Annotated in this window: 22 protein-coding genes; 12 read left to right on the top strand and 10 right to left on the bottom strand. The window is 46.2% G+C overall.

Annotated elements, in window-relative coordinates; all coding sequences use genetic code 11:
* Positions 1–4 precede the first annotated feature (4 nt).
* From gspG to OCV36_RS15595, 8 genes are all read left to right on the top strand, one after another.
* Entirely contained in the window at positions 5–448 is a 444-nt protein-coding gene (gene gspG / locus OCV36_RS15630; protein WP_009848023.1) for a type II secretion system major pseudopilin GspG, read from the top strand.
* Positions 449–560: 112 nt separating this feature from the next.
* Positions 561–1,154, top strand: coding sequence for a type II secretion system minor pseudopilin GspH (gene gspH, locus OCV36_RS15625; RefSeq protein ID WP_135455799.1), 594 nt, complete (start codon positions 561–563; stop codon positions 1,152–1,154).
* Entirely contained in the window at positions 1,141–1,515 is a 375-nt protein-coding gene (gene gspI, locus OCV36_RS15620) for a type II secretion system minor pseudopilin GspI (RefSeq protein WP_135455797.1), read from the top strand. The genes gspH and gspI overlap by 14 nt, the downstream gene beginning before the upstream one ends.
* 22 nt (positions 1,516–1,537) lie before the next feature.
* Positions 1,538–2,317, top strand: coding sequence for a type II secretion system minor pseudopilin GspJ (gene gspJ / locus OCV36_RS15615; RefSeq protein ID WP_186437106.1), 780 nt, complete (start codon positions 1,538–1,540; stop codon positions 2,315–2,317).
* A complete protein-coding gene (gspK, locus tag OCV36_RS15610; protein WP_017076157.1) occupies positions 2,310–3,359 on the top strand; it encodes a type II secretion system minor pseudopilin GspK in 1,050 nt (349 codons plus the stop codon). Before gspJ ends, gspK begins: the two co-directional genes overlap by 8 nt.
* The gene (gspL, locus tag OCV36_RS15605) at positions 3,328–4,575 is read left to right on the top strand and encodes a type II secretion system protein GspL (protein ID WP_135455793.1); all 1,248 of its coding nucleotides are present in this window, start codon (positions 3,328–3,330) and stop codon (positions 4,573–4,575) included. The genes gspK and gspL overlap by 32 nt, the downstream gene beginning before the upstream one ends.
* Positions 4,576–4,595: 20 nt before the next feature.
* On the top strand, positions 4,596–5,084 hold the full coding sequence (locus OCV36_RS15600) for a type II secretion system protein M (RefSeq protein WP_017076155.1): 489 nt from the start codon (positions 4,596–4,598) through the stop codon (positions 5,082–5,084).
* A 1-nt stretch (position 5,085) separates the two neighbouring features.
* Complete coding sequence (locus OCV36_RS15595; protein ID WP_135455792.1) at positions 5,086–5,865, top strand: type II secretion system protein N; 780 nt, start codon at positions 5,086–5,088, stop codon at positions 5,863–5,865.
* 134 nt (positions 5,866–5,999) lie between these two features.
* On the opposite strand, the gene cysQ is transcribed toward OCV36_RS15595, so the two are convergent.
* From cysQ to OCV36_RS15575, 4 genes are all read right to left on the bottom strand, one after another.
* Positions 6,000–6,827, bottom strand: coding sequence for a 3'(2'),5'-bisphosphate nucleotidase CysQ (gene cysQ / locus OCV36_RS15590; RefSeq protein ID WP_017076153.1), 828 nt, complete (start codon positions 6,825–6,827; stop codon positions 6,000–6,002).
* Between the two features lie 36 nt (positions 6,828–6,863).
* Positions 6,864–7,415: an ADP compounds hydrolase NudE gene (nudE, locus tag OCV36_RS15585; RefSeq protein WP_017079321.1), complete on the bottom strand. Its 552-nt coding sequence runs from the start codon at positions 7,413–7,415 to the stop codon at positions 6,864–6,866.
* 373 nt (positions 7,416–7,788) lie between these two features.
* On the bottom strand, positions 7,789–8,373 hold the full coding sequence (nfuA, locus tag OCV36_RS15580) for a Fe-S biogenesis protein NfuA (RefSeq protein WP_004735612.1): 585 nt from the start codon (positions 8,371–8,373) through the stop codon (positions 7,789–7,791).
* A gap of 109 nt (positions 8,374–8,482) precedes the next feature.
* Positions 8,483–9,196 carry a ComF family protein gene (locus OCV36_RS15575; protein WP_210114714.1) on the bottom strand — a complete coding sequence of 238 codons (714 nt, stop codon included), beginning with the start codon at positions 9,194–9,196 and terminating at the stop codon, positions 8,483–8,485.
* 93 nt (positions 9,197–9,289) lie between these two features.
* Between OCV36_RS15575 and bioH the strand changes: the two genes are divergently transcribed.
* Together bioH and OCV36_RS15565 are read left to right on the top strand one after the other, a co-directional pair.
* Entirely contained in the window at positions 9,290–10,066 is a 777-nt protein-coding gene (bioH, locus tag OCV36_RS15570) for a pimeloyl-ACP methyl ester esterase BioH (protein ID WP_135455789.1), read from the top strand.
* 173 nt (positions 10,067–10,239) lie between these two features.
* Positions 10,240–10,713 (top strand): hypothetical protein, encoded by a 474-nt coding sequence (locus OCV36_RS15565; RefSeq protein WP_004735616.1) that lies wholly within the window; start codon positions 10,240–10,242, stop codon positions 10,711–10,713.
* A gap of 170 nt (positions 10,714–10,883) precedes the next feature.
* On the opposite strand, the gene OCV36_RS15560 is transcribed toward OCV36_RS15565, so the two are convergent.
* Positions 10,884–13,214 (bottom strand): Tex family protein, encoded by a 2,331-nt coding sequence (locus OCV36_RS15560; protein WP_135455787.1) that lies wholly within the window; start codon positions 13,212–13,214, stop codon positions 10,884–10,886.
* 697 nt (positions 13,215–13,911) lie between these two features.
* Entirely contained in the window at positions 13,912–14,394 is a 483-nt protein-coding gene (gene greB / locus OCV36_RS15555) for a transcription elongation factor GreB (protein WP_017075897.1), read from the bottom strand.
* A 178-nt stretch (positions 14,395–14,572) separates the two neighbouring features.
* On the opposite strand from greB, the gene ompR reads away from it, so the two are divergent.
* Both ompR and envZ read left to right on the top strand, forming a co-directional pair.
* Positions 14,573–15,292 carry an osmolarity response regulator transcription factor OmpR gene (ompR, locus tag OCV36_RS15550; RefSeq protein WP_009848007.1) on the top strand — a complete coding sequence of 240 codons (720 nt, stop codon included), beginning with the start codon at positions 14,573–14,575 and terminating at the stop codon, positions 15,290–15,292.
* A 328-nt stretch (positions 15,293–15,620) separates the two neighbouring features.
* Positions 15,621–16,922: a two-component system sensor histidine kinase EnvZ gene (envZ, locus tag OCV36_RS15545; protein WP_135455785.1), complete on the top strand. Its 1,302-nt coding sequence runs from the start codon at positions 15,621–15,623 to the stop codon at positions 16,920–16,922.
* A gap of 75 nt (positions 16,923–16,997) precedes the next feature.
* Here envZ and recG read toward each other — a convergent pair whose 3' ends face one another.
* The 4 genes from recG to gmk all read right to left on the bottom strand — a co-directional run bounded on the left by recG (position 16,998) and on the right by gmk (position 22,513).
* On the bottom strand, positions 16,998–19,076 hold the full coding sequence (gene recG / locus OCV36_RS15540; protein WP_135455783.1) for an ATP-dependent DNA helicase RecG: 2,079 nt from the start codon (positions 19,074–19,076) through the stop codon (positions 16,998–17,000).
* Between the two features lie 252 nt (positions 19,077–19,328).
* A complete protein-coding gene (gene spoT, locus OCV36_RS15535) occupies positions 19,329–21,455 on the bottom strand; it encodes a bifunctional GTP diphosphokinase/guanosine-3',5'-bis pyrophosphate 3'-pyrophosphohydrolase (protein ID WP_135455781.1) in 2,127 nt (708 codons plus the stop codon).
* Positions 21,456–21,500: 45 nt separating this feature from the next.
* The gene (gene rpoZ, locus OCV36_RS15530) at positions 21,501–21,773 is read right to left on the bottom strand and encodes a DNA-directed RNA polymerase subunit omega (protein ID WP_009848003.1); all 273 of its coding nucleotides are present in this window, start codon (positions 21,771–21,773) and stop codon (positions 21,501–21,503) included.
* A gap of 116 nt (positions 21,774–21,889) precedes the next feature.
* Positions 21,890–22,513: a guanylate kinase gene (gmk, locus tag OCV36_RS15525; protein WP_135455779.1), complete on the bottom strand. Its 624-nt coding sequence runs from the start codon at positions 22,511–22,513 to the stop codon at positions 21,890–21,892.
* Between the last annotated feature and the right edge of the window lie 241 nt (positions 22,514–22,754).

Here is a 22,754-nt window from a genome sequence, read left to right as displayed (position 1 = left end):
AATAATGAAAAATAAAATGAAGAAACAGTCAGGCTTTACCTTATTAGAAGTCATGGTTGTTGTGGTTATCCTTGGCGTTTTGGCGAGCTTTGTTGTACCAAACCTATTGGGTAACAAAGAGAAAGCTGACCAACAAAAAGCCATCACTGATATCGTGGCGCTAGAGAACGCGCTCGACATGTACAAACTGGATAACAGCGTTTATCCGACAACAGATCAAGGCCTTGATGGATTAGTTTCTAAGCCAAGCAGCCCAGAGCCTCGTAACTACCGTGACGGTGGTTACATCAAGCGTCTGCCTAACGACCCATGGGGTAACGAGTATCAATACCTAAGCCCTGGCGACAACGGTACTATCGATATCTTCACGCTTGGTGCTGATGGCCAAGAAGGTGGTGAAGGTATTGCTGCAGATATCGGCAACTGGAACATGCAAGACTTTCAATAAGCCTCGGCTTATTGTTGTTTGATGCATTGTTGTTACTTGATACGTTATTGTCGATTGATGCCGCTTGATGTCGTTATTTGATGGTAGGACGTAAACAGATGGAGTCTACAAGGTGAAAACTAAGCAAAAACAGCCAGGTTTCACCTTGATTGAGATTCTGTTGGTGTTGGTACTACTGTCAGTAACGGCGGTTGCGGTGATCGCGACCATCCCTACCAATAGTAAAGATGTCGCTAAAAAATACGCTCAAAGTTTTTATCAACGAATTCAGCTACTCAATGAAGAAGCTATTTTGAGTGGATTGGATTTTGGTGTTCGCATTGATGAAAAGAAATCGACTTACGTTTTGATGACTTTGAAGTCTGATGGTTGGCAAGAAACTGATTTCGAAAAGATCCCCTCTTCAACAGAATTACCAGAAGAACTCGCGCTGTCATTGACGTTAGGCGGTGGAGCATGGGAAGACGACGATAGGTTGTTTAATCCAGGAAGCTTGTTTGATGAAGATATGTTTGCTGATCTTGAAGAAGAAAAGAAGCCTAAACCACCGCAGATCTACATCATGTCGAGTGCCGAAATGACGCCATTTATCCTCTCTTTTTATCCAAATACGGGTGACACCATACAAGATGGCTGGCGCATTCGAGTGTTGGATAATGGTGTGATTCGATTGTTAGAGCCAGGAGAAGAAGATGAAGAGGAATAACCTTTCTTCTTGTCGCTCTCGTGGTATGACTCTGCTTGAGGTATTGGTTGCTCTTGCTATTTTTGCGACGGCGGCGATCAGTGTGATTCGTGCTGTTACTCAGCACATCAATACACTCAGCTATTTAGAAGAAAAAACCTTCGCGGCGATGGTCGTTGATAATCAAATGGCCTTAGTCATGCTGCATCCTGAGAAGCTAAAAAAAGCACAGGGCACGCAAGAGTTGGCAGGAAGAGAGTGGTTCTGGAAGGTAACTCCAATCGATACCAGCGGAGACTCGTTAAAGGCATTTGATGTGAGCGCGGCAACCAGTAAAAAATCTTCTCCAGTAGTGACGGTGCGCAGCTATGTTGTTAAATAAGAGCATGTCGTTAAATAAAAGCATGTCGTTAAGTAAGAATGGATCGCTAAATAAGAGCAAGCCGCTCAGTAAAAACGGATCGCTAAGTAAAAGTATGGCGTCAACTAAGGCTTTCTCTAACTGTATGCCATTCAAACAAGGTTTACCTTCAAAAGGGAGAGGCTTCACCTTAATCGAAGTCTTAGTCTCGATCGCTATTTTTGCCACGTTAAGTATGGCGGCCTATCAAGTTGTAAACCAAGTTCAGAGAAGTAATGAGATCTCAATCGAACGCAGTGCACGCTTGAATCAATTGCAACGTAGTTTGGTCATTTTAGATAATGATTTTCGTCAGATGGCAGCGAGACAGTTTCGCACCAATGGTGAAGAAGCATCATCTAAGCTGATTTTAATGAAAGAGTATTTACTGGATTCCGATAGTATTGGCATCATGTTTACTCGCCTTGGTTGGCATAACCCGCAACAGCAGTTTCCTCGAGGTGAGGTGACGAAAGTGGGTTACCGCATCAAAGAAGAAACGCTTGAGCGAGTGTGGTGGCGCTATCCCGATACACCAGCAGGCCAGCAAGGCGTAATTACTCCTCTGCTTGATGATGTCGAAAGCTTGGAATTTGAGTTTTATGACGGCAGTCGTTGGGGTAAAGAGTGGCAAACCGATAAATCATTGCCTAAAGCTGTACGACTAAAGCTGACCTTGAAAGATTATGGTGAGATAGAACGTGTTTATCTCACGCCAAGTGGTACGTTAGACCAAGCCGATGACGCTGATGACTCTTCAAATAGTGAGGGGAATAATGGCTAACCGAATCAATCGCCTTACTAAGAGAAGTTCTGCCTTAGGGCGTAAGCAGCGTGGTGTGGCACTGATCGTGATCCTGATGCTACTGGCGATCATGGCAACCATCGCAGGCAGCATGTCTGAGCGTTTGTTTACTCAATTCAAACGTGTTGGTAACCAGTTAAATTATCAACAGGCTTACTGGTATAGCATTGGTGTTGAAGCGCTCGTGCAAGACGGCATTAGGCAAAGCTACAAAGACAGTGATACCGTAAACCTAAGCCAACCATGGGCGTTAGAGGAACAGGTATACCCATTGGATTATGGTCAAGTCAAAGGCCGTATCGTGGATGCACAGGCTTGTTTTAATCTCAATGCTTTAGCTGGGGTTGCGACGACTTCAAGTAACCAAACACCTTATTTAGTCACGGTGTGGCAAACCTTGTTGGAAAACCAAGACATTGAGCCTTATCAGGCTGAAGTTATCGCGAATTCAAGCTGGGAGTTTGTTGATGCTGATACCCGAACCACCTCTTCGTCTGGCGTAGAAGACAGCACCTATGAAGCGATGAAGCCATCGTATCTTGCGGCCAATGGTTTAATGGCAGATGAATCGGAGCTACGAGCGGTGTATCAGGTTACCGGTGAGGTGATGAATAAAGTTCGCCCTTTGGTTTGCGCTTTACCCACCGATGACTTCCGGTTGAATGTGAATACACTCACGGAAAATCAGGCGCCTTTATTGGAAGCGATGTTCGCGCCGGGCTTAAGTGAATCGGATGCTAAACAGCTGATAGACAAACGCCCATTTGATGGTTGGGATACGGTCGACGCATTTATGGCTGAATCCGCCATTGTCGGTGTGAGTGCCGAAGTCAGCAAAAAAGCGAAAGCATATTTAACTGTAGATAGCGCCTATTTTGAGCTAGATGCAGAGGTATTAGTTGAGCAGTCACGTGTACGTATACGGACGCTTTTCTATAGTAGTAATCGAGAAACAGTGACGGTGGTACGCCGTCGTTTTGGAGGAATCAGTGAGCGAGTTTCTGACCGTTCGACTGAGTAACGAACCACAAAGCCCAGTGCAGTGGTTAGTTTGGTCGACAAGCCAACAAGAAGTGATAGCAAGTGGTGAACTGTCTAGCTGGGAACAGCTTAGTGAGTTAACGCCTTACGCTGAAAAGCGCAGTTGTATCGCTTTATTGCCGGGAAATGAATGCTTAATTAAGCGTGTTGAGATCCCAAAAGGTGCTGCTCGCCAATTTGATTCTATGCTGCCGTTTTTATTAGAAGACGAAGTGGCACAAGATATCGAAGACTTGCACTTAACCATTTTAGATAAAGATTCCACTCATGCCACAGTGTGCGGTGTTGAACGTGAGTGGTTAAAGCAAGCTTTAGACAAGTTTCGCGAAGCCAATATTGTCTTTCGTAAGGTATTGCCAGATACGCTAGCCGTGCCTTTGGAAGAACAAGGCGTCAGTGCGTTACAGATCGACCAACATTGGCTATTGCGTCAAGGTAACTCTCAACGTCAAGGGAACTATCAAGCTGTATCTATCAGTGAAGCATGGTTACCGATGTTCCTGAAAAGTGACTGGATTGTCGCTGATGAGCAGGAAGAACCAACTAAAATTTTTAGCTATACCTCATTGCCGAGCGATGACGTTCAGCAGAACAGTGGTATGGAATGGCATGCTAAACCTGCAGAGTTGGTGATGGCTTTATTGAGCCAACAAGCGATCACAAGCAGTGTAAATTTACTGACTGGCACTTTTAAAACCAAATCTTCATTCAGTAAATATTGGCGTGTATGGCAAAAAGTGGCGGTTGCTGCTTGCTTGCTGGTCGCGGTAATTGTGACTCAACAAGTGTTGAAGGTTCAGCAATATGAAGCGCAAGCCCAAGCCTATCGAATGGAAAGTGAGCGTATTTTTAGAAGTGTGCTCCCAGATAAACAACGTATTCCGACCGTGAGTTACCTCAAGCGTCAGATGAACGATGAAGCCAAGAAATACGGTGGTTCAGGCGAGGGTGATTCCTTACTTGGATGGCTAGCATTACTGCCAGAAACCCTAGGGCAAGTGAAATCGATTGAAGTTGAAACTATTCGCTACGACGGTAACCGTTCTGAGGTTCGACTACAGGCTAAAAGTTCCGACTTTCAACATTTCGAGACCGCCAGAGGGAAACTCGAAGAGAAGTTTGCCGTGGAACAAGGGCCATTGAATCGTAATGGCGATGCCGTATTTGGTAGTTTTACCCTTAAACCCCGTCAGTAACCAACGCAAGGAGAGCAGTGATGAGAAATATGATTGAACCACTCCAAGCGTGGTGGACTTCAATAAGTCAAAGGGAGCAACGATTAGTTATTGGTTGTTCTATTTTACTCGTGTTGGGTATTGTTTATTGGGGGTTACTACAGCCACTCAGTCAGCGAGCTGAACTGGCACAAAGTCGTATTCAAAGTGAGAAGCAACTTCTGGCTTGGGTAACGGACAAAGCCAATCAAGTCGTTGAACTAAGAGGTAGCGGTGGCATTAGTGCTAGTCAGCCTTTAAACCAGTCGGTGCCGGCTTCTATGCGCCGTTTTAACATCGAGCTGATACGCGTACAACCACGTGGTGAAATGTTGCAAGTGTGGATTAAGCCTGTGCCATTTAATAAGTTCGTTGATTGGCTGACATACCTGAAAGAAAAGCAGGGTGTTGAGGTCGAATTTATGGATATTGATCGCTCTGATAGCCCTGGGGTTATTGACGTCAACCGACTACAGTTTAAACGAGGTTAATGTGAAACGCGGTATATCTTTTAAATATGGCCTGCTATTCAGTAGCATCTTTATCGTTTTTTTCTCGGTAAGTTTACTCCTGCACTTACCGGCTTCTTTTGCTCTTAAGCATGCGCCAGTTGTGCGTGGCTTAAATATCGAAGGCGTTGAAGGCACTGTTTGGCAAGGTCGCGCTAACAATATTGCGTGGCAGCGCGTCAATTACGGCTCTGTACAATGGGACTTCCAGTTCTCGAAACTATTCCAAGCCAAAGCAGAACTTGCGGTTCGCTTTGGCCGTAACAGCGACATGAACTTATCAGGTAAAGGGCGTGTCGGGTATAGCATGAGCGGTGCTTACGCGGAAAACTTAGTGGCATCAATGCCAGCCAGCAACGTGATGAAATATGCGCCTGCTATCCCAGTACCGGTTTCTATTGCAGGACAAGTTGAACTGACGATCAAACATGCGGTTCATGCTCAACCTTGGTGCCAATCGGGCGAAGGTACGCTTGCTTGGTCTGGTGCAGCGGTCGACTCGCCAGTGGGTTCGTTAGATCTTGGCCCTGTGATTGCGGATATTACTTGTGAAGACAGTACTATTGCAGCCAAAGGCGCTCAGAAGAGCGTTCAAGTGGACAGTGAGCTCTCGGCGAGCGTAACGCCAAATCAACGCTACACATCCGCGGCGTGGTTTAAACCGGGTGCTGAGTTCCCTCCTGCGATGCAGAGCCAACTTAAGTGGTTGGGTAACCCTGATAGCCAAGGTAAGTATCAATTTACCTACCAAGGACGTTTTTAGGCCGGTATCTACTTCTAAGTTAGCATCTGTTGGTTAGCCAATCTGGCAATTAAATAATGAGATATAAAAAATGGGCACCTCAGTGAGGTGCCCATTTTGTTTGAATATATCGGTCGTTACAGAGAACAAGCGGTTTAGTCTTTACCCTGTAATATTTCTGACCAAGGCAAGTCAGCATCACCTAATACAATGAAATTCGGGTTCTCAAGCGTCTCTCTTTCATTGTAAGAGAGTGGCTCTAGCTGTGTATTCAAGATACGTCCGCCAGCTTCTTCAACAATGCACTGTGTTGCGGCTGTATCCCATTCTCCGGTTGGCCCTAAGCGTAGATAACAATCCACAGCGCCTTCTGCGACTAAACAGGCTTTAAGGGCTGCAGAACCTAGTGGTACTAGATCGTAATTCCAAGCAGAGCTCATGTGGCTAGTGATTCGATTGATGTCTTGTCGACGACTGATTGCCATTGCGATCGATTGGTTTGGCAGTTCGTGGCGATGCGTTTTGATTTTCACGCTGTCGTTAAGGTCAGGGATTTTCCAAGCGCCTTTACCACTGTAAGCGTAATAGCTCACACCCGAAACTGGCGCATACACCACACCCATAACCGGTTTGTTATGTTCAATTAGGGCGATAATTGTCGCGAAATCGCCACTTCTAGCGATGAACTCTTGTGTGCCATCTAATGGGTCAACCAACCAGTAGCGGTCCCATTGAGAGCGTTGCTCTAGGCTGATGTCGGCGTCTTCTTCTGATAATACGGGAATATCAGGCGTGAGTTCAGTGAGTTTTTTTAATATCAGCTTATGTGCTGCAAGATCGGCACTGGTTACTGGAGTGTCATCACTCTTGATGAACTCTTCGTAATCCTTTTTCTCGTAAATCTCTAAGATGAGTTGGCCTGCAGAGCGAGCAATCTCAATGATAGAGGGTAGGAGGTGAGACAAATCTTTTGTTATTGGCATAAATATTCTCTTACTCTTCGAGCGAGCCTAAATGTTCTAATTATTGTTTAATACACGAAGGGCTAATAGTAGGGCTGTAATACTGCGAGCCTCACAGAAGTCGAGATGCGTTAACAGTTCTTCGGCTTGAGCAAGTGGCCAGCGCACAATGTCTAGTGGCTCTGGTTCGTCACCTTCTAGTTTCTCAGGGTAGAGTTCTTCTGCGATAAACAGCGTCATTTTGCTAGAGAAGTAAGAGGGTGCAAGGATCACTTCTTTTAGAGGAGTAAGCTTGTTGGCACCAAAGCCAATCTCTTCTTTTAGTTCACGAACGGCGGCTTGATTGGGCTGCTCACCTGGATCAATTAGCCCTTTTGGAAAGCCGAGTTCATAGCGCTCTGTGCCTGCTGCGTATTCACGCACTAACAGAATATCGCCTTGTTCAGTAATCGGAACCATCATTACTGCGTTGCGGCCGCTGGGCTTCATGCGTTCGTAGGTACGCTCTACACCGTTTGAAAAGCGTAAATCGAGAGACTCGATAGAGAATAGTTTTGATTGAGCGACAGTTTGTTGAGCCAAAATTTCTGGCTTGGTCCTTTTTGTCATTGCGCTCGCTCCTTAGCTCATTGGAATTCTTTCTTATAAAGTCATTCTAATATAGGGGAAATAGAGTTGAGTTCCTAGATCCGAGTTTTCATATCCTGGAATTATTGGATCAGGAACCGATTGCGATCACTTGAATACCTTACTCCAAATGGTAACGCGCCCGTCATTATGGGCATTGAACGAGAAATAGACGGTTCGAAAGCGCTCTGCTGTTTTAAACACAAAAAAAGGTTGATGCTTGCGCATCAACCTTTTGATTGAATCTTTAACTTTCTACTGGCTAAGACTGCATGACTGCTTAGCGTAGTAGCACTTAGTTGTAAGGTACTTGGTCGTGAAGTAGCTAATCATGAAGTACCTAGTCGTAAAATTATTAGTAGTAAGAGTGCTCACCGCGATCGTGCTCAGTTGCATCACGAACGGCCGTCAATTCACCTTCGAATTGTTGAAGAAGTTCTTTCTCGATGCCTTCTTTAAGCGTTACGTCAACCATAGAACAACCGTTACAACCGCCGCCGAATGCAACGATAGCTGCGCCTTCTTCAGTGATCTCTACTAGGCTAACGTGACCGCCGTGGCCAGCAAGCTGTGGGTTCACTTGTGTTTGGATTGCATACTCAACACGCTCTATCAGAGTTGCGTCGTCTGATACTTTACGCATTTTAGCGTTTGGCGCTTTTAGCGTGAGTTGAGAGCCCATTTTGTCAGTTACGAAGTCAATCTCAGCTTCGTCTAGGAATGGTAGGCTTAGCTCATCAACGTATGCCGAGAAAGCGTCGAAAGAAAGCTTAGTGTCAGACGCTTCGATAGCATCTGTTGGGCAGTAAGAAACACCACACTCAGCGTTTTGTGTGCCTGGGTTTACCACGAACACACGAATGTTTGTACCTTCAGGCTGCTGTGACAGCAGATTGGCAAAGTGAGTTTGAGCTGTTTCTGTAATAGTAATATTTGACACGACGAATACCTGAGTAGATTTGTAGGTTATTAGCGCCATTCTACTCCTGTCAGATTTGTAATTCAGCCCTTTTTTGTTGGATTGCTGTACAAGTAGCGATTCACAGCAATTATCCAGAGGGCTCAGGAGTGCGGCAGATGCAGTAAATATCAATCCTTTTAACGCCCACTTCAAGTAGTAATTGGCATAATTGATACACAGTACTGCCGGTGGTTACAACATCATCAATTATCGCGACGTGAGAAGGGACAGTTCCTTGAAAGTCTTGTTTTCGAAGCGTAAAAGCGCTCTTTAGATTATGTAAGCGTGCGGGTTTAGTCAGCCCTTGCTGAGAAGCGGTTGAGCGAATTCGCCGGAACAGCACCTCATCTTTAACGCCAAGTTCTTGAGCTGTGTAATTAGCGAGCAGCTGACTTTGATTAAAGCCTCGATGAATATATCGACGCCAATGCAGAGGTACGCTGGTGATCAGCGGAGCAGGATGCTCGATACGTGAAGCCAATAACTTTGATAGATCACGAGCAAACCAGAACTTATCGGCGTATTTCATCTGTTGGATATAACGTGCCGTTGGGAAGGTGTAGTCGCCGACACAATAGAGACGATGCCAAGGAGGAGGTTGAGACAAGCATTGACCACACTGTTCGACGATCGTCAGTGTTTTCAAGCCACATCGTTGGCAGCGAGGAACTGACTCAAAGAGATTAAGACAAGAATCACACCATCGAGGGTGAACATCGCTGTGCGACTTATCTAGCTTGCATAAGTGGCATTGAGGTGTGACCAGACGTGGTGTGTGTTTTTGTAGCCAATCGGATAACATAGCTTGTGATGCTTTTGGGTTATGGTGTTCCTTTTGCTCACCATACTGAAAAATGTAGGTTATTGCTGATGGAAAAAGTAGGGAATATTGAGAATGAGTGACGCGTTATATTGGCATGTTTCAGGGCAAGGACCTGATTTAGTTCTGGTTCACGGCTGGGGTATGAATGGTGCCGTATGGCAGCAAACGGTTACTGCTTTAGAAGCTGACTTCCGAGTGCATGTTGTCGATCTTCCTGGGTATGGACACAGCGCGCACTGCCACGCTCAAGATCTTGAAGAGATTGCTCAGCAACTATTGGTCGACGCGCCCAAGCAAGCGATTTGGGTGGGTTGGTCACTCGGTGGTTTGGTCGCGACGCACATGGCTCTCCATCACTCAGATTACGTAAGCAAATTGGTGACGGTCGCCAGTTCTCCTAAATTCGCCGCTGCAAAAGAACCCGTATTATGGCGAGGCATTCAGCCAAACGTATTAACCGCATTCACAGAGCAACTGGTTGAAGACTTTCAAACCACCATCGAACGCTTTATGGCGTTGCAAGCCATGGGCAGTCCTTCTGCAAGACAAGATGTCAAACAACTCAAGCAAGCGGTGCTTTCACGCCCGTTGCCGAATCCCGATTCATTATTGGCTGGTTTAAAGATGCTGTCAGACGTTGACCTCCGTGAACAATTACCGCAGATCTCTGTGCCTATGCTGCGCTTATACGGTCGATTAGATGGGCTTGTGCCAATCAAGGTTGCAAAAGACCTGGGCAAAGCCTTACCTCATACCGAACAATACATCTTCACTCAGTCTTCACATGCGCCTTTTATGACTGAAGCGGATGCCTTTTGCAGTGAACTGGTCAGCTTCGCGCGAAAATAATCGCTAAATTTATCGCTGGCTTGGTCGATATATGATCTAACCAAGGCGTTGCATGATACTCAGACCTCACTCTCTCCAGAGTTGATTGCGGTAAGTTTTGGGCTATGCCTGCTGTGTAACTCAGTACAGCAGTGTTATAGCAATAACGATGGGCGATTCTTGAGGAGTTCGCGATGATTGTGTCACCTGCAACTGCAGTGAGTGTGCCACTGATCGCCCCATCCGTTAATGTGCAAACAGAGCAAGTTGCGCGTGATAATAGAGTTCGAGAACCTGTCGCTCCCGCCGTAGCATTGGCGAAAACCAATGCAGAGCGAAAGGTAAAACCGGACGATAAGCGAAGGCAGCAGTCGGCTTGGGATCCTTCAGACCATCCTGGTTATGAAATGGAGAACGAGTCAGAGGCCAATTCGATTAGCCAAGAAGAGCCACAAGATCCTTTTGATAGGCTGTTCAGCTTATTGGCACTGAGAACATACAGTGCTGATCAAGGAAAAGGCTATACCATGCGATTCCGCCTGCCAAAGCATGTTTTAGATGCGGCGATTCAGGAGGGACAGATGGAGAAACGACGTAAGGTCATAAAATATCATTATGGTCATGCTGTTGCGCCTCATGCTCCATCAGGAATGCTAGTTGTATTGTAAACCGTTTGGTGTTGTGAACATGATTCATGTGAACCGATCAAATAGCGATACAGCTGGTTTTGATGTCTTTTTTGAACACATAATAAAAAAACCTGCATACCCCAAGGGATGCAGGTTTTCTGTTTTTACAGGCTATTTATTTCACGACACGCCGTCGTTTCATTGACCTATTATTTCTTCGCTTTAGCAAAGGCAGCGGCAAAAGCACCACCCATCGCAGCGTTTTGTTGCGGTTCTTCTCGACGACGTTGTCCACCTTGCGAATTTTGATTTGGGCGGTTTTGCGTGCGAGGTGCACTTGAACGTTGTGCGCGGTTGTCTTGGCCGGGTTCATCTTTCATACGCATGCTTAGCGCAATACGTTTACGTTGAACATCGACTTCCATCACCTTCACTTTGACGATTTCCCCCGTTTTCACGACTTCATGAGGATCAGAGACAAAGCGATCGGTCAGCGCTGATATATGCACTAAACCGTCCTGGTGAACACCAATGTCAACGAAGGCGCCAAAGTTAGCTACGTTTGAAACCACACCTTCTAAGATCATGCCGGGTTCTAAATCAGACATGCTATTTACGCCATCGGCGAAGGTTGCAGTCTTGAATTCAGGACGAGGATCTCGACCCGGCTTATCCAATTCTTTGATGATGTCGCTTACGGTTGGTACACCAAAATTTTCGTTGGTGTAATCAATAGCATGTAAACCACGTAAGAAGTCCGTATTACCAACCAAAGATTTGATGTCTTTCTTATTTTTCTCAGCGATGGTTTTGACGACTGGGTAAGCTTCTGGGTGAACCGAAGATGCGTCGAGTGGATTTTTACCATCCATAATACGTAGGAAGCCAGCACACTGTTCAAAGGCTTTTGGTCCTAAACGAGCGACCTTCTTCAACGTAGTACGTGCTTCAAAACGACCATTCTCATCTCGGAAGTCCACGATGTTCTGGGCGATGGTGTTAGAAAGGCCAGCAACACGAGTTAACAGTGCAGCAGAAGCAGTATTCACATCAACACCAACCGCGTTTACACAGTCTTCGACAATCGCATCTAGGCGCTTAGCGAGCATAGTTTGGCTCACGTCGTGTTGGTATTGGCCCACACCGATTGATTTAGGGTCAATCTTCACTAGCTCTGCCAGTGGATCTTGCAGACGACGAGCAATAGACACCGCGCCACGAATCGATACATCCATGTTCGGGAATTCTTTCGCCGCTAACTCAGACGCGGAATAAACCGAGGCGCCCGCTTCGCTAACAATGATTTTTTGTGCTGTTAGGTTGCCGCGTTTAATCACATCAGCAACAAAGCTGTCTGTTTCGCGTGAAGCCGTGCCGTTACCAATCGCAATCAAATCAACATTGTATTGACGAACCATTTGCTCAACAACGTGCGCAGATTTGTCGTATTGTTTTTGAGGTGGGTGAGGGTAAATGGTTTCTGTCGCCAGAACTTTACCCGTTGAATCTACCACGGCGATTTTCGAACCGGTGCGTAAACCCGGATCCAAGCCCAAGGTTGCGCGAGGGCCAGCAGGTGCTGCCATCAACAAATCTTTAAGGTTGGTTGCGAACACTTCAATCGCTTCGATCTCACCGCGTTCTTTCATCGCGCCCATCAACTCGGTTTCCATGTGCATAGAAACTTTGATGCGCCACGCCCAGCTAATCACTTGCTTACGCCATGCATCTGCAGGTGCGCTGCTCAGGGTAATGCCATAATGATCAGAGATGATGTTCTCGCAGTAAGAACCACGTACACCTTCTTCTTGCTCTGGGTCAGCATTCATTGCCAGCGTTAGGAAGCCTTCATTTCGGCCTCGCAACATCGCAAGCGCACGGTGTGAAGGTACTTTGTTGAGTGTTTCGTTGTGTTCGAAGTAATCTTTGAATTTCTCGCCTGCTTGTTCTTTCCCCGTCACGACACGTGAAACGAGTTCTGAGTTGCGCGTGAGGTGTTGGCGAATCTTTTCAAGTAGGTTTGCGTCTTCAGCAATGCGCTCCATGATGATCGCTCGTGCACCATCCAGTGCCGCTTTGGTATCAGCAATGCCTTTATCGCTGCTGATGAAGTTAGCGGCTTCGGTTTCAGGATCGTGCTGTGGTTCATTCCAAAGTGTATCGGCAAGTGGCTCTAAGCCTGCTTCAATCGCGATCTGGCCTTTGGTACGACGCTTTGGTTTGTATGGCAGGTATAAATCTTCTAGGCGAGTCTTGCTGTCGGCTTGAGTGATATCACGCTCTAATTCTGGCGTGAGTTTGCCTTGGTCTTGAATCGACTTAAGAATCGTTTGGCGGCGATCGTCAAGTTCGCGAAGGTATGAAAGGCGACTATCAAGGTTACGTAGTTGGGTATCGTCTAAGCCACCCGTGACTTCTTTACGGTAGCGGGCAATAAAGGGAACGGTGTTACCGTCGTCAATTAGGTTGACTGCGGCGGTGACTTGCTCTGAACGAACATTCAGTTCTTCAGCGATCAGTCGACAGATAGCTTGGCTCATCCGATGAATCTCTTATTTAATATCATGACAAATACATGGGGGTGAGCGTACGCTTTTTCTAGCTTTGGCTGTGTAATTATCCTGTCAGAAGTCGAATTTCCGTTTGTGATATCCGCTTTGTGCGAGATCTCTCACACGTGGTGTGCGACTAAGTCACTTTAAATCGATGAAATCGTCTTAAAATAAACCTAAGTTACTGATTTTATTTGGTTGTGTGTTTGTGGGCGTATTTCTCACCTGAAATGTTTTTTGGGACTGTCTAGGAAACTCGCCCAAATACCGTAATATTTAACTTGTCGACAGGGAGTTGGCAGGAACAGGAAAAAGCCTAATGGACTAGGTATCTTCAGGATGAAGATTTGATTACTTAGGATGAGTGGTCAGCAAGGAAGTGATAATCTCTGGATGAGATTCGCCAGTCAGGATGACAGGCTAGAATGGACACCGCTAGGATGGCGATGAACAAAAAGGAAATTGGTTAAAGGATTTAGCCACTATCAAGGACAGATGCAGGGAGCACCTTATCTCGAAGAGATAAACAGTAGCCGGATTGCTGCGATAGAGACTTAACCCCGCCAGGCGCAAGCCTAGCGGGGTTTTCTTTTATCTGGAGTTTGGGTTTGTCTGCTCGACCTGTGATGGCCGGTTAATCACGCTAAGCCATAAGCCATAAGCCATAAGCCATAAGGCATAAACTTTACGCGTCGTCTGCGTAGCGAATCGAGTTAATGAACCACTCTTTATCGCCTTCCGGTGTGGTTACCGTAAACTCATCATCCACTTCCTTCTTCAGCAGAGCTCTAGCCATTGGCGAGTCGATAGAGATATAACCTTTCGCACCACCGTAGATCTCTTCAGGGCCGACAATACGAAACTTCTTAATTTCCCCATCATCATTTTCAATTTCGACCCAAGCACCGAAAAAGACCTTACCTTCTTGTTGCGGTGAGTAATCAACGATAGTCACATCAGGTAGGAATTTTCTTAAGAAACGGACTCGGCGATCAATCTGACGAAGCAAACGCTTATTAAAGGTGTAATCTGCGTTTTCTGAACGATCTCCAAGGCTTGCAGCCCAAGTGACTATCTTAGTAATTTCAGGACGTTTCTCGTGCCATAAGTGGTCATGTTCTGCTTTGAGCTTGTTATAACCTTCTCGGGTGATAAGTTTGGTTTTCATAAATCTGACTTAATGAAATGATGATCTAAGATAGAATATATAGAAAGGCAACATACGTTAACAATTATTTAGGCGACTTTTTCTCCAATAATGTTACATTTTTAATGTCTTATACCAATATACAATTTACCAAGAATGCTTAACCTTAGGTTTAAGCTTTAATAGGTGGAACCATTACATGCAAGAAAACTATAAAATTTTAGTGGTCGATGACGATGCTCGTCTACGTGCATTGCTAGAACGCTATCTGTCAGAGCAAGGCTTTCAAGTGCGTAGCGTGGCAAACAGTGAGCAGATGGACCGCCTGTTAACCCGTGAAAATTTTCACTTGATGGTATTGGATTTAATGTTGCCTGGCGAAGATGGTCTATCGATCTGTCGTCGTCTAAGAAACGCAAACAACTCGCTACCTATCCTTATGCTGACGGCAAAGGGTGATGAAGTGGATCGCATTGTGGGCTTGGAAGTGGGTGCGGATGATTACCTGCCAAAACCATTTAACCCGCGTGAGCTATTAGCTCGTATCAAAGCGGTAATGCGTCGCCAAGTGATTGAAGCGCCGGGCGCACCAAGCACAGAAGAATCTGTGGTTGAGTTTGGTGAATTCCGCCTAAATCTAGGTACGCGTGAAATGTTCCGCGGTGAAGAGCCGATGCCTCTTACTTCAGGTGAATTTGCGGTTCTTAAGTCGCTAGTGACTAACGCTCGTGAGCCAATGTCTCGCGATAAGCTGATGAACATGGCGCGTGGCCGTGAATATTCAGCAATGGAACGTTCTATCGATGTTCAGATTTCACGTCTGCGTCGTCTAGTGGAAGAAGATCCAAGTAAGCCTCGTTACATCCAAACGGTGTGGGGCTTGGGTTATGTATTCGTTCCAGATGGTAAAGCAGTTTAAGCCGGCTTTATAAGCTCTATATCAGCTTCATCGGTTCTGTGAATCAGAATTCTATATTTACGGGTCATCTCATTAACATGCGATGGCCCGTTTTGTATTCAGCACAAGGTAGATACCAATCGTAGTAAATAACTGGTCATCCTAGCTTGTTAAAATGCTCGATAACTTTGTTAGAAATTTTGATTGTAGAATAACTACGTATCAAAAATTGCTGCCTTGTTCTCAAGCCTTTTTCCGGCGCTATTTATGATCATTTACTTACTGTGATTGGTATTAGAGTTATAGTTTCCATTATATCCCTTTATCATCCCCTCAATTTAGGTCTTCTATGCGCATACGTAGCTCCTTTACTCAGTCGATAGTGCTCTTTTTAACCCTGTTGGTCGCTAGCCAAATCTTTTCTTATTACGCGGTGTTCAACTATGCACTAATGCCGAGTTTGCAGCAGTTTAATAAGATCTTGGCTCATGAGTTAAACCTTGTGTTGGACCAAGGCACTGACATGGATATCGAGATTGATGCGCCACTGCGTCAGCGTGTGCTTGAGCAGCTAGGGGTGACGGTTCACGCCAAGGACAGTGAAGCGGCGGGCGAGTATTACCATGCTGTTGCGATTGACTTGATGAGCGAGGAGATGACTAAAGAGTTGGGATCTGAGACCGAAGTGCGGCTGATCTTGGGTAAAGAGAGCTATGTGCTGTGGATGGACATTGCGCAGTTACCCAACTCTCTAATTCGCATTCCGTTATCAGAGCTGCAAGAAGAAGATTTTGCGCCTCTATTTCGTAACAGCTTGATCATGGCGCTGTTGATTGTTGCTGGTGGTTGGTTGTTTATCCGATTACAAAACCGGCCTTTGATAGCGCTGGAGAAAGCCGCCCAAGGTGTGGGTCGTGGTGATATACCGCCACCACTGCCGGTTCAAGGTGCTCAAGAAATTCGTTCAGTAACACGAGCCTTTAACCAGATGTCGAAAGGCATTCAAGAATTGGAAGAAGATCGAGCCTTGTTGATGGCGGGTATCAGCCACGATTTACGTACTCCGTTAACGCGTATTCGTTTAGCGACCGAGATGATGTCGCCAGAAGACAGCTACTTAGCGGAAGGGATCATCAGTGATACCGAAGAGTGTAATGAGATCATCAGCCAGTTTATGGACTACCTAAAGCCAGTTGACCGAGATTCATTCCAAGCGGTGTTTGTTGATGATATTGCTCGCGAGGTTTCTAGCTCTGAGGGTGGATACGAGGTGCAGATTGAAACTGATATTCCGGAATCAATGAAGCCCGCGCTTGGTAACCCAATTGCGATGAAGCGTGCGGTGAGTAACTTGGTAGTAAATGCACTGCGTTATGGCAATGGTTGGGTGAAGGTTGCGACTGGTATGACGGCGGATAACAAGCTTGCTTGGGTAACGGTGGAAGATAATGGCCCGGGTATCCCGCAGGATCAGATCGGAAAGTTGTTTGAACCGTTTACGCGTGGTGATACCGCCCGAGGCAGTGAAGGGACAGGTTTAGGCTTAGCGATTGTGAAACGTATTGTCAGCCAGCACCAAGGTGCCGTGGTGGTTAATAACCGCAGTGAAGGTGGCTTAAAAGCGCAGATCAGTTTCCCTGTGAAGCCCTAGGTTTGAATTTACTAGCATTAAAAAGGCTTCCTTGAGGAAGCCTTTTACGTTTTTGAATGACAGTGTTTGTGCTAATTAAGCCTTAGAGTAAACATCACGCTCGCCTAGCCAGCGGTTGATGATCGCCTTGGCGTTGTCTGGGTAGCTATCGTGGATATGTCTTGCGATACGTTGCACTTCTGGGATCAAACGTTGGTCACGAATTAGATCGGCGATCTTGAAATCAGCCAAGCCAGTTTGTTTGGTACCGAGCAATTCACCGGGGCCACGGATTTCTAAGTCGCGCTGTGCAATCACAAAGCCATCGTTACTTTCACGAAGCACACCTAAGCGCTTCTGAGCGGTTTTAGACAGTGGCGAGTGATACAGCAGTACACAATGGCTTGCGACCGAACCTCGGCCGACACGGCCACGCAGTTGGTGCAGTTGCGCTAGGCCAAGACGCTCTGGGTTCTCGATGATCATTAAGCTCGAATTCGGTACATCCACACCAACTTCAATCACGGTTGTCGCAACCAACAGGTGCAGCCTGTTCTCTTTGAACTCTCGCATCACCGCTTGTTTCTCGGCGGGTTTCATACGACCGTGCACCAGACCAATTTTTACGTCAGGCAGTTTGCGTTGCAGCTCTTCAGCGGTGTCAGCTGCAGCTTGAGCTTCCAGTACTTCCGATTCATCAATCAGCGTACACACCCAATACGCCTGCTTACCTTCATTGAGACACGCATTTTTCACGCGCTCAACAATGTCATCGCGCTTGGTATCAGGAATCGCCACGGTTTGAATCGGTGTTCGCCCCGGTGGCAGTTCATCAATAATAGAGGTTTCGAGATCGGCATAGGCGGTCATTGCGAGCGTTCGTGGAATTGGGGTTGCGGTCATCACCAGTTGATGTGGGTAATAACCTTGCTTGGCGCCTTTCTCACGCAGCTCTAATCGCTGGTGGACACCAAATCGGTGTTGCTCATCGATGATCACTAAACCAAGGTTGTTGAACTCGACATGTTCTTGAAACAAGGCATGTGTGCCGACGATCATCTGAGCTTCGCCGCTGGCAATACGTGCTAGCTCTGTTTCGCGAGCTTTGCCTTTGAGTTTGCCTGCTAGCCAGCCGACTTGAATACCCATCGCTTCAAACCAATTGGCAAAGTTAATCGCGTGCTGCTCTGCCAATAGCTCTGTTGGGGCCATTAATGCGACTTGCTGGCCATGTTCGAGTGCACGAACAGCCGCTAACGCAGCAACTAAGGTTTTACCTGAACCTACATCGCCCTGTACCAAACGCATCATAGGGTGAGGCTTTTCAAGATCAGCTTCGATCTCTTTGGTTACCCGCACTTGTGCGTTGGTTGGCGAAAACGGTAGCTGAGCTAACAGCTTGTCTTTAAGGTTACCCGCCGCAGGGAAAGGCATCGCTTTGTCTTGCTGTCCTTTACTTCGAACAGACAGCATCGATAAATTTTGAGCCAGTAGCTCTTCCATAATCAAGCGTAGCTGCGCAGGGTGTTTACCGTCATCAAACAGTTCTAGGTCAATGCCTGGAGGAGGCCTGTGGATGGTATGTAGGGCCTGTGCGAGTGTAATTTGGTGGTCGTATAAACCTGATGGCAAAAGCTCATTAACTGCCGCTTTGTCTATCTGTTCTAATGCTTGGTCGGTGAGGTTGCGCAGCGTGACTTGTCTTAACCCTTCAGTGGTTGGGTATACTGGAGTTAGGTTAGCTTCTACATCTGGCTGTTGCCTTGGTGCAAAAAATTTGTAGTCAGGGTGGACGATCTCAAGGCCCATGTTGCCACGCTTGATCTCACCATAAGCATGTACTTGTTTGCCTTCGGCAAAGTTATTCTTCATACCGGCGGTGAAGTTGAAAAAGCGTAGGGTAATGGTGCCGTTCCCATCACTGATTTTTACCGCCAACATCTTACGTTTACCGAAAATGGTATCCACATGCATCACCTTGCCTTGCACTGCAGCCCAAAGTCCTGCATGCAACTTTACGATTGGATAGATTCGAGTTCGATCTTCATAGCGCAAAGGCAGGTGAAACAGCAGGTCTTGTACATTGTTAAGCCCAACCTTTTCCAGTTTCTCTGCGACTTTTGCGCCGACTCCAGATAAAGAGTTGAGAGGGATAGCAGATAAAAGCTGTGGCATAACAAGGCTCATAAACATAAGAGAGATAATCTATTCAAGCATTTTACTGGATTTTTGTACAGGGTAAAGCGTAAGGGCTGATAAGGATTAAAAGCAGATTCGAGACTTGGGTAAGCGAGCTAAGAAAAGAACAGGGCGGTACAAAAAATTAAAGCAGACTCGAAATACGAAGAGTTGAGGTGGTGAAAAGCTTTTGCTCTTCGCATCTCGAGACTCGTATCTCTCATCTGCTTTATTTATCTGCTGTTAGATCTAGTTTTTGCGGCGTCTTACTTTCAGCGCGTGTGGCATCACACGTAGCTTTTTCATAATACTTGCAAGATGAACACGATCTTTGGTGGTCAGCAAGATGGTCACTGTGTACAGGCGTCCATCACGTTCTTCAGTTGAAATACCGTGAATATTTGAGCCCGTTTTAGAGATAACGTTAGTTAACTCAGCCAGCGCACCTTGGTGGTTCTGCAGATCGATCTGAAGTTCAGCCGTGAACTCTTGATCGTAATCGTCAGACCATTCCACCGCCATGTATTTGTCTGGTTCTTTTTGGTAACCACGAACGTTTGGACACGTTTCGCGGTGAACCACAAGGCCACGACCTGGAGATACATGAGCAATGATGTGATCGCCTGGGATCGGGTGACAACAATTAGCAAAAGTCAGTAGTAGGCCTTCAGCACCACGGATAGGCAATTTCTTCCTTGGTGTGTCGCTGTTGTTTTCTACTTCTGTCAGTTCGTCAGCATCACCTAGTAGGCGACGCGCAATCACGATACTCATCAACTCGCCAAGACCAATCGATGCCAGTAAGTCTTCAACGTTGTCTAGACGAAGATCAGACAAAACATGGTCGAGATTCTCTTGGCCGACATCGGCAATCGAGTGTTCGCCAAGTGCGTGGTTCAGTAGACGACGACCTAGAGTAATCGACTCTTCACGACGCATCGTTTTCAGAACCTGACGGATCTTAGTACGAGCGCGAGATGTCACTACGTAGTTGAGCCATGCTGCATTTGGACGTGCGCCCGGAGCACTGATGATCTCAATGGTTTGACCGTTCTTAAGCGACTTACTGAGTGGGTAAGGGTTCATGTCGACACGAGCACCCACACACATGTTGCCGACATCGGTATGCACCGCGTAAGCAAAATCAACCGCTGTTGCGCCCGCAGGAAGTTCGACAATGCGACCTTTCGGCGTGAACACAAAGATCTCATCTGGGAACAGATCAGACTTAACGTTTTCAATAAATTCGAATGAGTTACCTGCGCTTTGTTGAAGCTCAAGCAAGCTCTGCATCCAACGCTGTGCTTTAACCTGTGCGGTTGTCCCATTACTACTGCGTGAGCCACTGCCTTTATAAGACCAGTGTGCCGCGACACCTTTGTCGGCCATTTGCTCCATGTCTTCCGTACGGATCTGAACCTCAACGGGTACCCCATGAGGGCCGATCATTGACGTATGCAGAGACTGGTAGCCATTGGCTTTCGGTACCGCAATGTAATCTTTCATGCGGCCGGGGCGCGGTTTGTACAGGCTGTGAGCCTGACCAAGTGCGCGATAGCAAGTATCTGGGGTATCAACCACTACGCGGAAAGCATAGATGTCCATAATGGTGTGGAAACGCTGCTCTTTGGTTTTCATCTTGTTATAGATGGAGAACAGGTTCTTTTCACGACCAACAACGCGAGCAGACAAACCGACTTCTTCAAGACGGCCTTCGATTTCGCTATGGATACGTTGAATCATTTCCTTACGGTTACCACGAGCAGCTTTCACCACATTTCTTAGTACGCGATAACGATTAGGATAAAGGGCCTCAAAACCAAGTTCTTCTAGCTCTGTCTTGATGTTATGAATACCAAGGCGATGAGCAAGTGGAGAATAGATTTCTAGGGTTTCGCGAGCAATACGACGCTTTTTATCAGGACGAAGTGCCCCAAGCGTGCGCATGTTATGAGTACGGTCAGCTAATTTGATCAAGATAACGCGGATGTCTTGCACCATGGCGAGAACCATCTTACGGAAGTTCTCTGCTTGCGCTTCTTTGCGATCACGAAATTTAAGCTTATCCAGCTTAGATACACCATCAACCAACTCAGCAACAGTGTTGCCAAATTGAGCTTCTAGCTCCTCTTTTGTAACTTCAGTATCTTCAATTACATCGTGGAGTAGGGCGGCTTGCAGAGTTTCGATATCCAGACGCATTTCTGCCAGGATTCTTGAAACAGCAACAGGATGGATTATGTATGGTTCACCCGTTGAACGGGTTTGCCCTTCATGGGCATTTCTCGCTACCACATAAGATTGACGCAGAGCCTCAATTTGAGGCTCTGTTAGGTATTCTTGGGCAACGTCTTTGAGGCTATCGAATAGATACAAATTAAAGGCCCGGAAGGTTAATTAGTTCGAATGACGTTGATTCTATCAGCGAGTGTGAGCGATGCTGCTTACTGCTGCAAGTTCAGCCGCTTCTTGCTCTTGTTGCTCTTGACGCTCACGAGCATCTAGTACGTCTTTAGTGATAAGACCTTCTTCGATTTCGCGAAGAGCGATAACCGTTGGCTTATCGTTTTCTTCAGGCACTAGTGAATCTTTGCCGCCAGTTTGCATTTGACGTGCGCGGCGAGCCGCAATAAGAACTAGGTCGAAACGGTTGCCAACTTTTTCAACAGCGTCTTGAACAGTTACGCGTGCCATGAGGACTCCAAATAGTAATTAACTAATAAATTTTATATGACGAGAAAGTATACAAGTTTAACTAGAGACTTTCTAGCTCACCGTATACTTATCTCAATGGAAAATCTAGTTCTAGATTATTCCGCTAGTAGTGCTGTAAGCATGCCGCTGTATTTAGCTGCTTGCTTATCTGCTTTCAAACGCTCCGCACGAATGATTGCTCTGAAGTCCATTAAGGCTGCATCAAAGTCATCATTCACGATCACATAATCGTATTCTGCATAGTGAGAAATCTCAGATTTTGCTTCGCTCATGCGTTTCGCAATAACTTCGTCGCTATCTTGACCGCGAACATTCAAACGACGCTCTAGCTCACCATTTGATGGTGGAAGAATGAAAACACTCTTCGCTTGAGGCATTTTTTCACGGATCTGACGAGCACCTTGCCAGTCGATATCTAAGAATACATCGATACCGCGGTTTAGGTTCTCTTCAATCCACACGCGTGAAGTACCGTAGTAGTTGCCGAATACTTCAGCGTACTCTAGGAACTCACCTTTCTTAATCAGGTCTTCAAAGTGATGTTTTTCTACGAAGTGGTAGTGAACACCATTCTCTTCACCAGGGCGCATACCGCGAGTGGTGTGTGAAACAGATACCTTCATTGCGTAGGTTGGATTGGTTTCCAGCATTGCTGAGATCAAGCTCGATTTACCTGCGCCACTAGGTGCAGATACGATGTAAAGAGTACCTATGCCCATCTGTATATTTCCACTGTTGGTTGGATTGAGTGAAGGTGATAAACCGACACTATAAAAGATAGTACTGACCCTAATTTTTGTTCCGGTGGTGCATCTATTAATTGTTCCGGTGGTTACATCTATAAAGAGATAACGAGTGAAACTAATAGAGACAATTGGTGAAAATTAGGTCAGAAAAATGGAGGCGAAGAGTAGCATATTTAGATGATTGAGAACAACTGGCTTGATCGTTATTTATCAG

Origin of the sequence: Vibrio echinoideorum (assembly GCF_024347455.1) — a bacterium.
GTDB lineage: Bacteria > Pseudomonadota > Gammaproteobacteria > Enterobacterales > Vibrionaceae > Vibrio > Vibrio echinoideorum.
Note: the sequence above shows the minus strand (reverse complement) of the source record. Positions and strands in the feature narration are given on the sequence as shown.

Coding starts and splice junctions, on each gene's coding strand:
- gspG (WP_009848023.1), top strand. CDS start 5: ATGAAAAATAAAATGAAGAAACAGTCAGGCTTTACCTTATTAGAAGTC.
- gspI (WP_135455797.1), top strand. CDS start 1,141: ATGAAGAGGAATAACCTTTCTTCTTGTCGCTCTCGTGGTATGACTCTG.
- gspJ (WP_186437106.1), top strand. CDS start 1,538: ATGTCGTTAAGTAAGAATGGATCGCTAAATAAGAGCAAGCCGCTCAGT.
- gspK (WP_017076157.1), top strand. CDS start 2,310: ATGGCTAACCGAATCAATCGCCTTACTAAGAGAAGTTCTGCCTTAGGG.
- OCV36_RS15600 (WP_017076155.1), top strand. CDS start 4,596: ATGAGAAATATGATTGAACCACTCCAAGCGTGGTGGACTTCAATAAGT.
- cysQ (WP_017076153.1), bottom strand. CDS start 6,827: ATGCCAATAACAAAAGATTTGTCTCACCTCCTACCCTCTATCATTGAG.
- nudE (WP_017079321.1), bottom strand. CDS start 7,415: ATGACAAAAAGGACCAAGCCAGAAATTTTGGCTCAACAAACTGTCGCT.
- OCV36_RS15575 (WP_210114714.1), bottom strand. CDS start 9,196: ATGTTATCCGATTGGCTACAAAAACACACACCACGTCTGGTCACACCT.
- bioH (WP_135455789.1), top strand. CDS start 9,290: ATGAGTGACGCGTTATATTGGCATGTTTCAGGGCAAGGACCTGATTTA.
- OCV36_RS15565 (WP_004735616.1), top strand. CDS start 10,240: ATGATTGTGTCACCTGCAACTGCAGTGAGTGTGCCACTGATCGCCCCA.
- OCV36_RS15560 (WP_135455787.1), bottom strand. CDS start 13,214: ATGAGCCAAGCTATCTGTCGACTGATCGCTGAAGAACTGAATGTTCGT.
- greB (WP_017075897.1), bottom strand. CDS start 14,394: ATGAAAACCAAACTTATCACCCGAGAAGGTTATAACAAGCTCAAAGCA.
- ompR (WP_009848007.1), top strand. CDS start 14,573: ATGCAAGAAAACTATAAAATTTTAGTGGTCGATGACGATGCTCGTCTA.
- envZ (WP_135455785.1), top strand. CDS start 15,621: ATGCGCATACGTAGCTCCTTTACTCAGTCGATAGTGCTCTTTTTAACC.
- recG (WP_135455783.1), bottom strand. CDS start 19,076: ATGCCACAGCTTTTATCTGCTATCCCTCTCAACTCTTTATCTGGAGTC.
- rpoZ (WP_009848003.1), bottom strand. CDS start 21,773: ATGGCACGCGTAACTGTTCAAGACGCTGTTGAAAAAGTTGGCAACCGT.
- gmk (WP_135455779.1), bottom strand. CDS start 22,513: ATGGGCATAGGTACTCTTTACATCGTATCTGCACCTAGTGGCGCAGGT.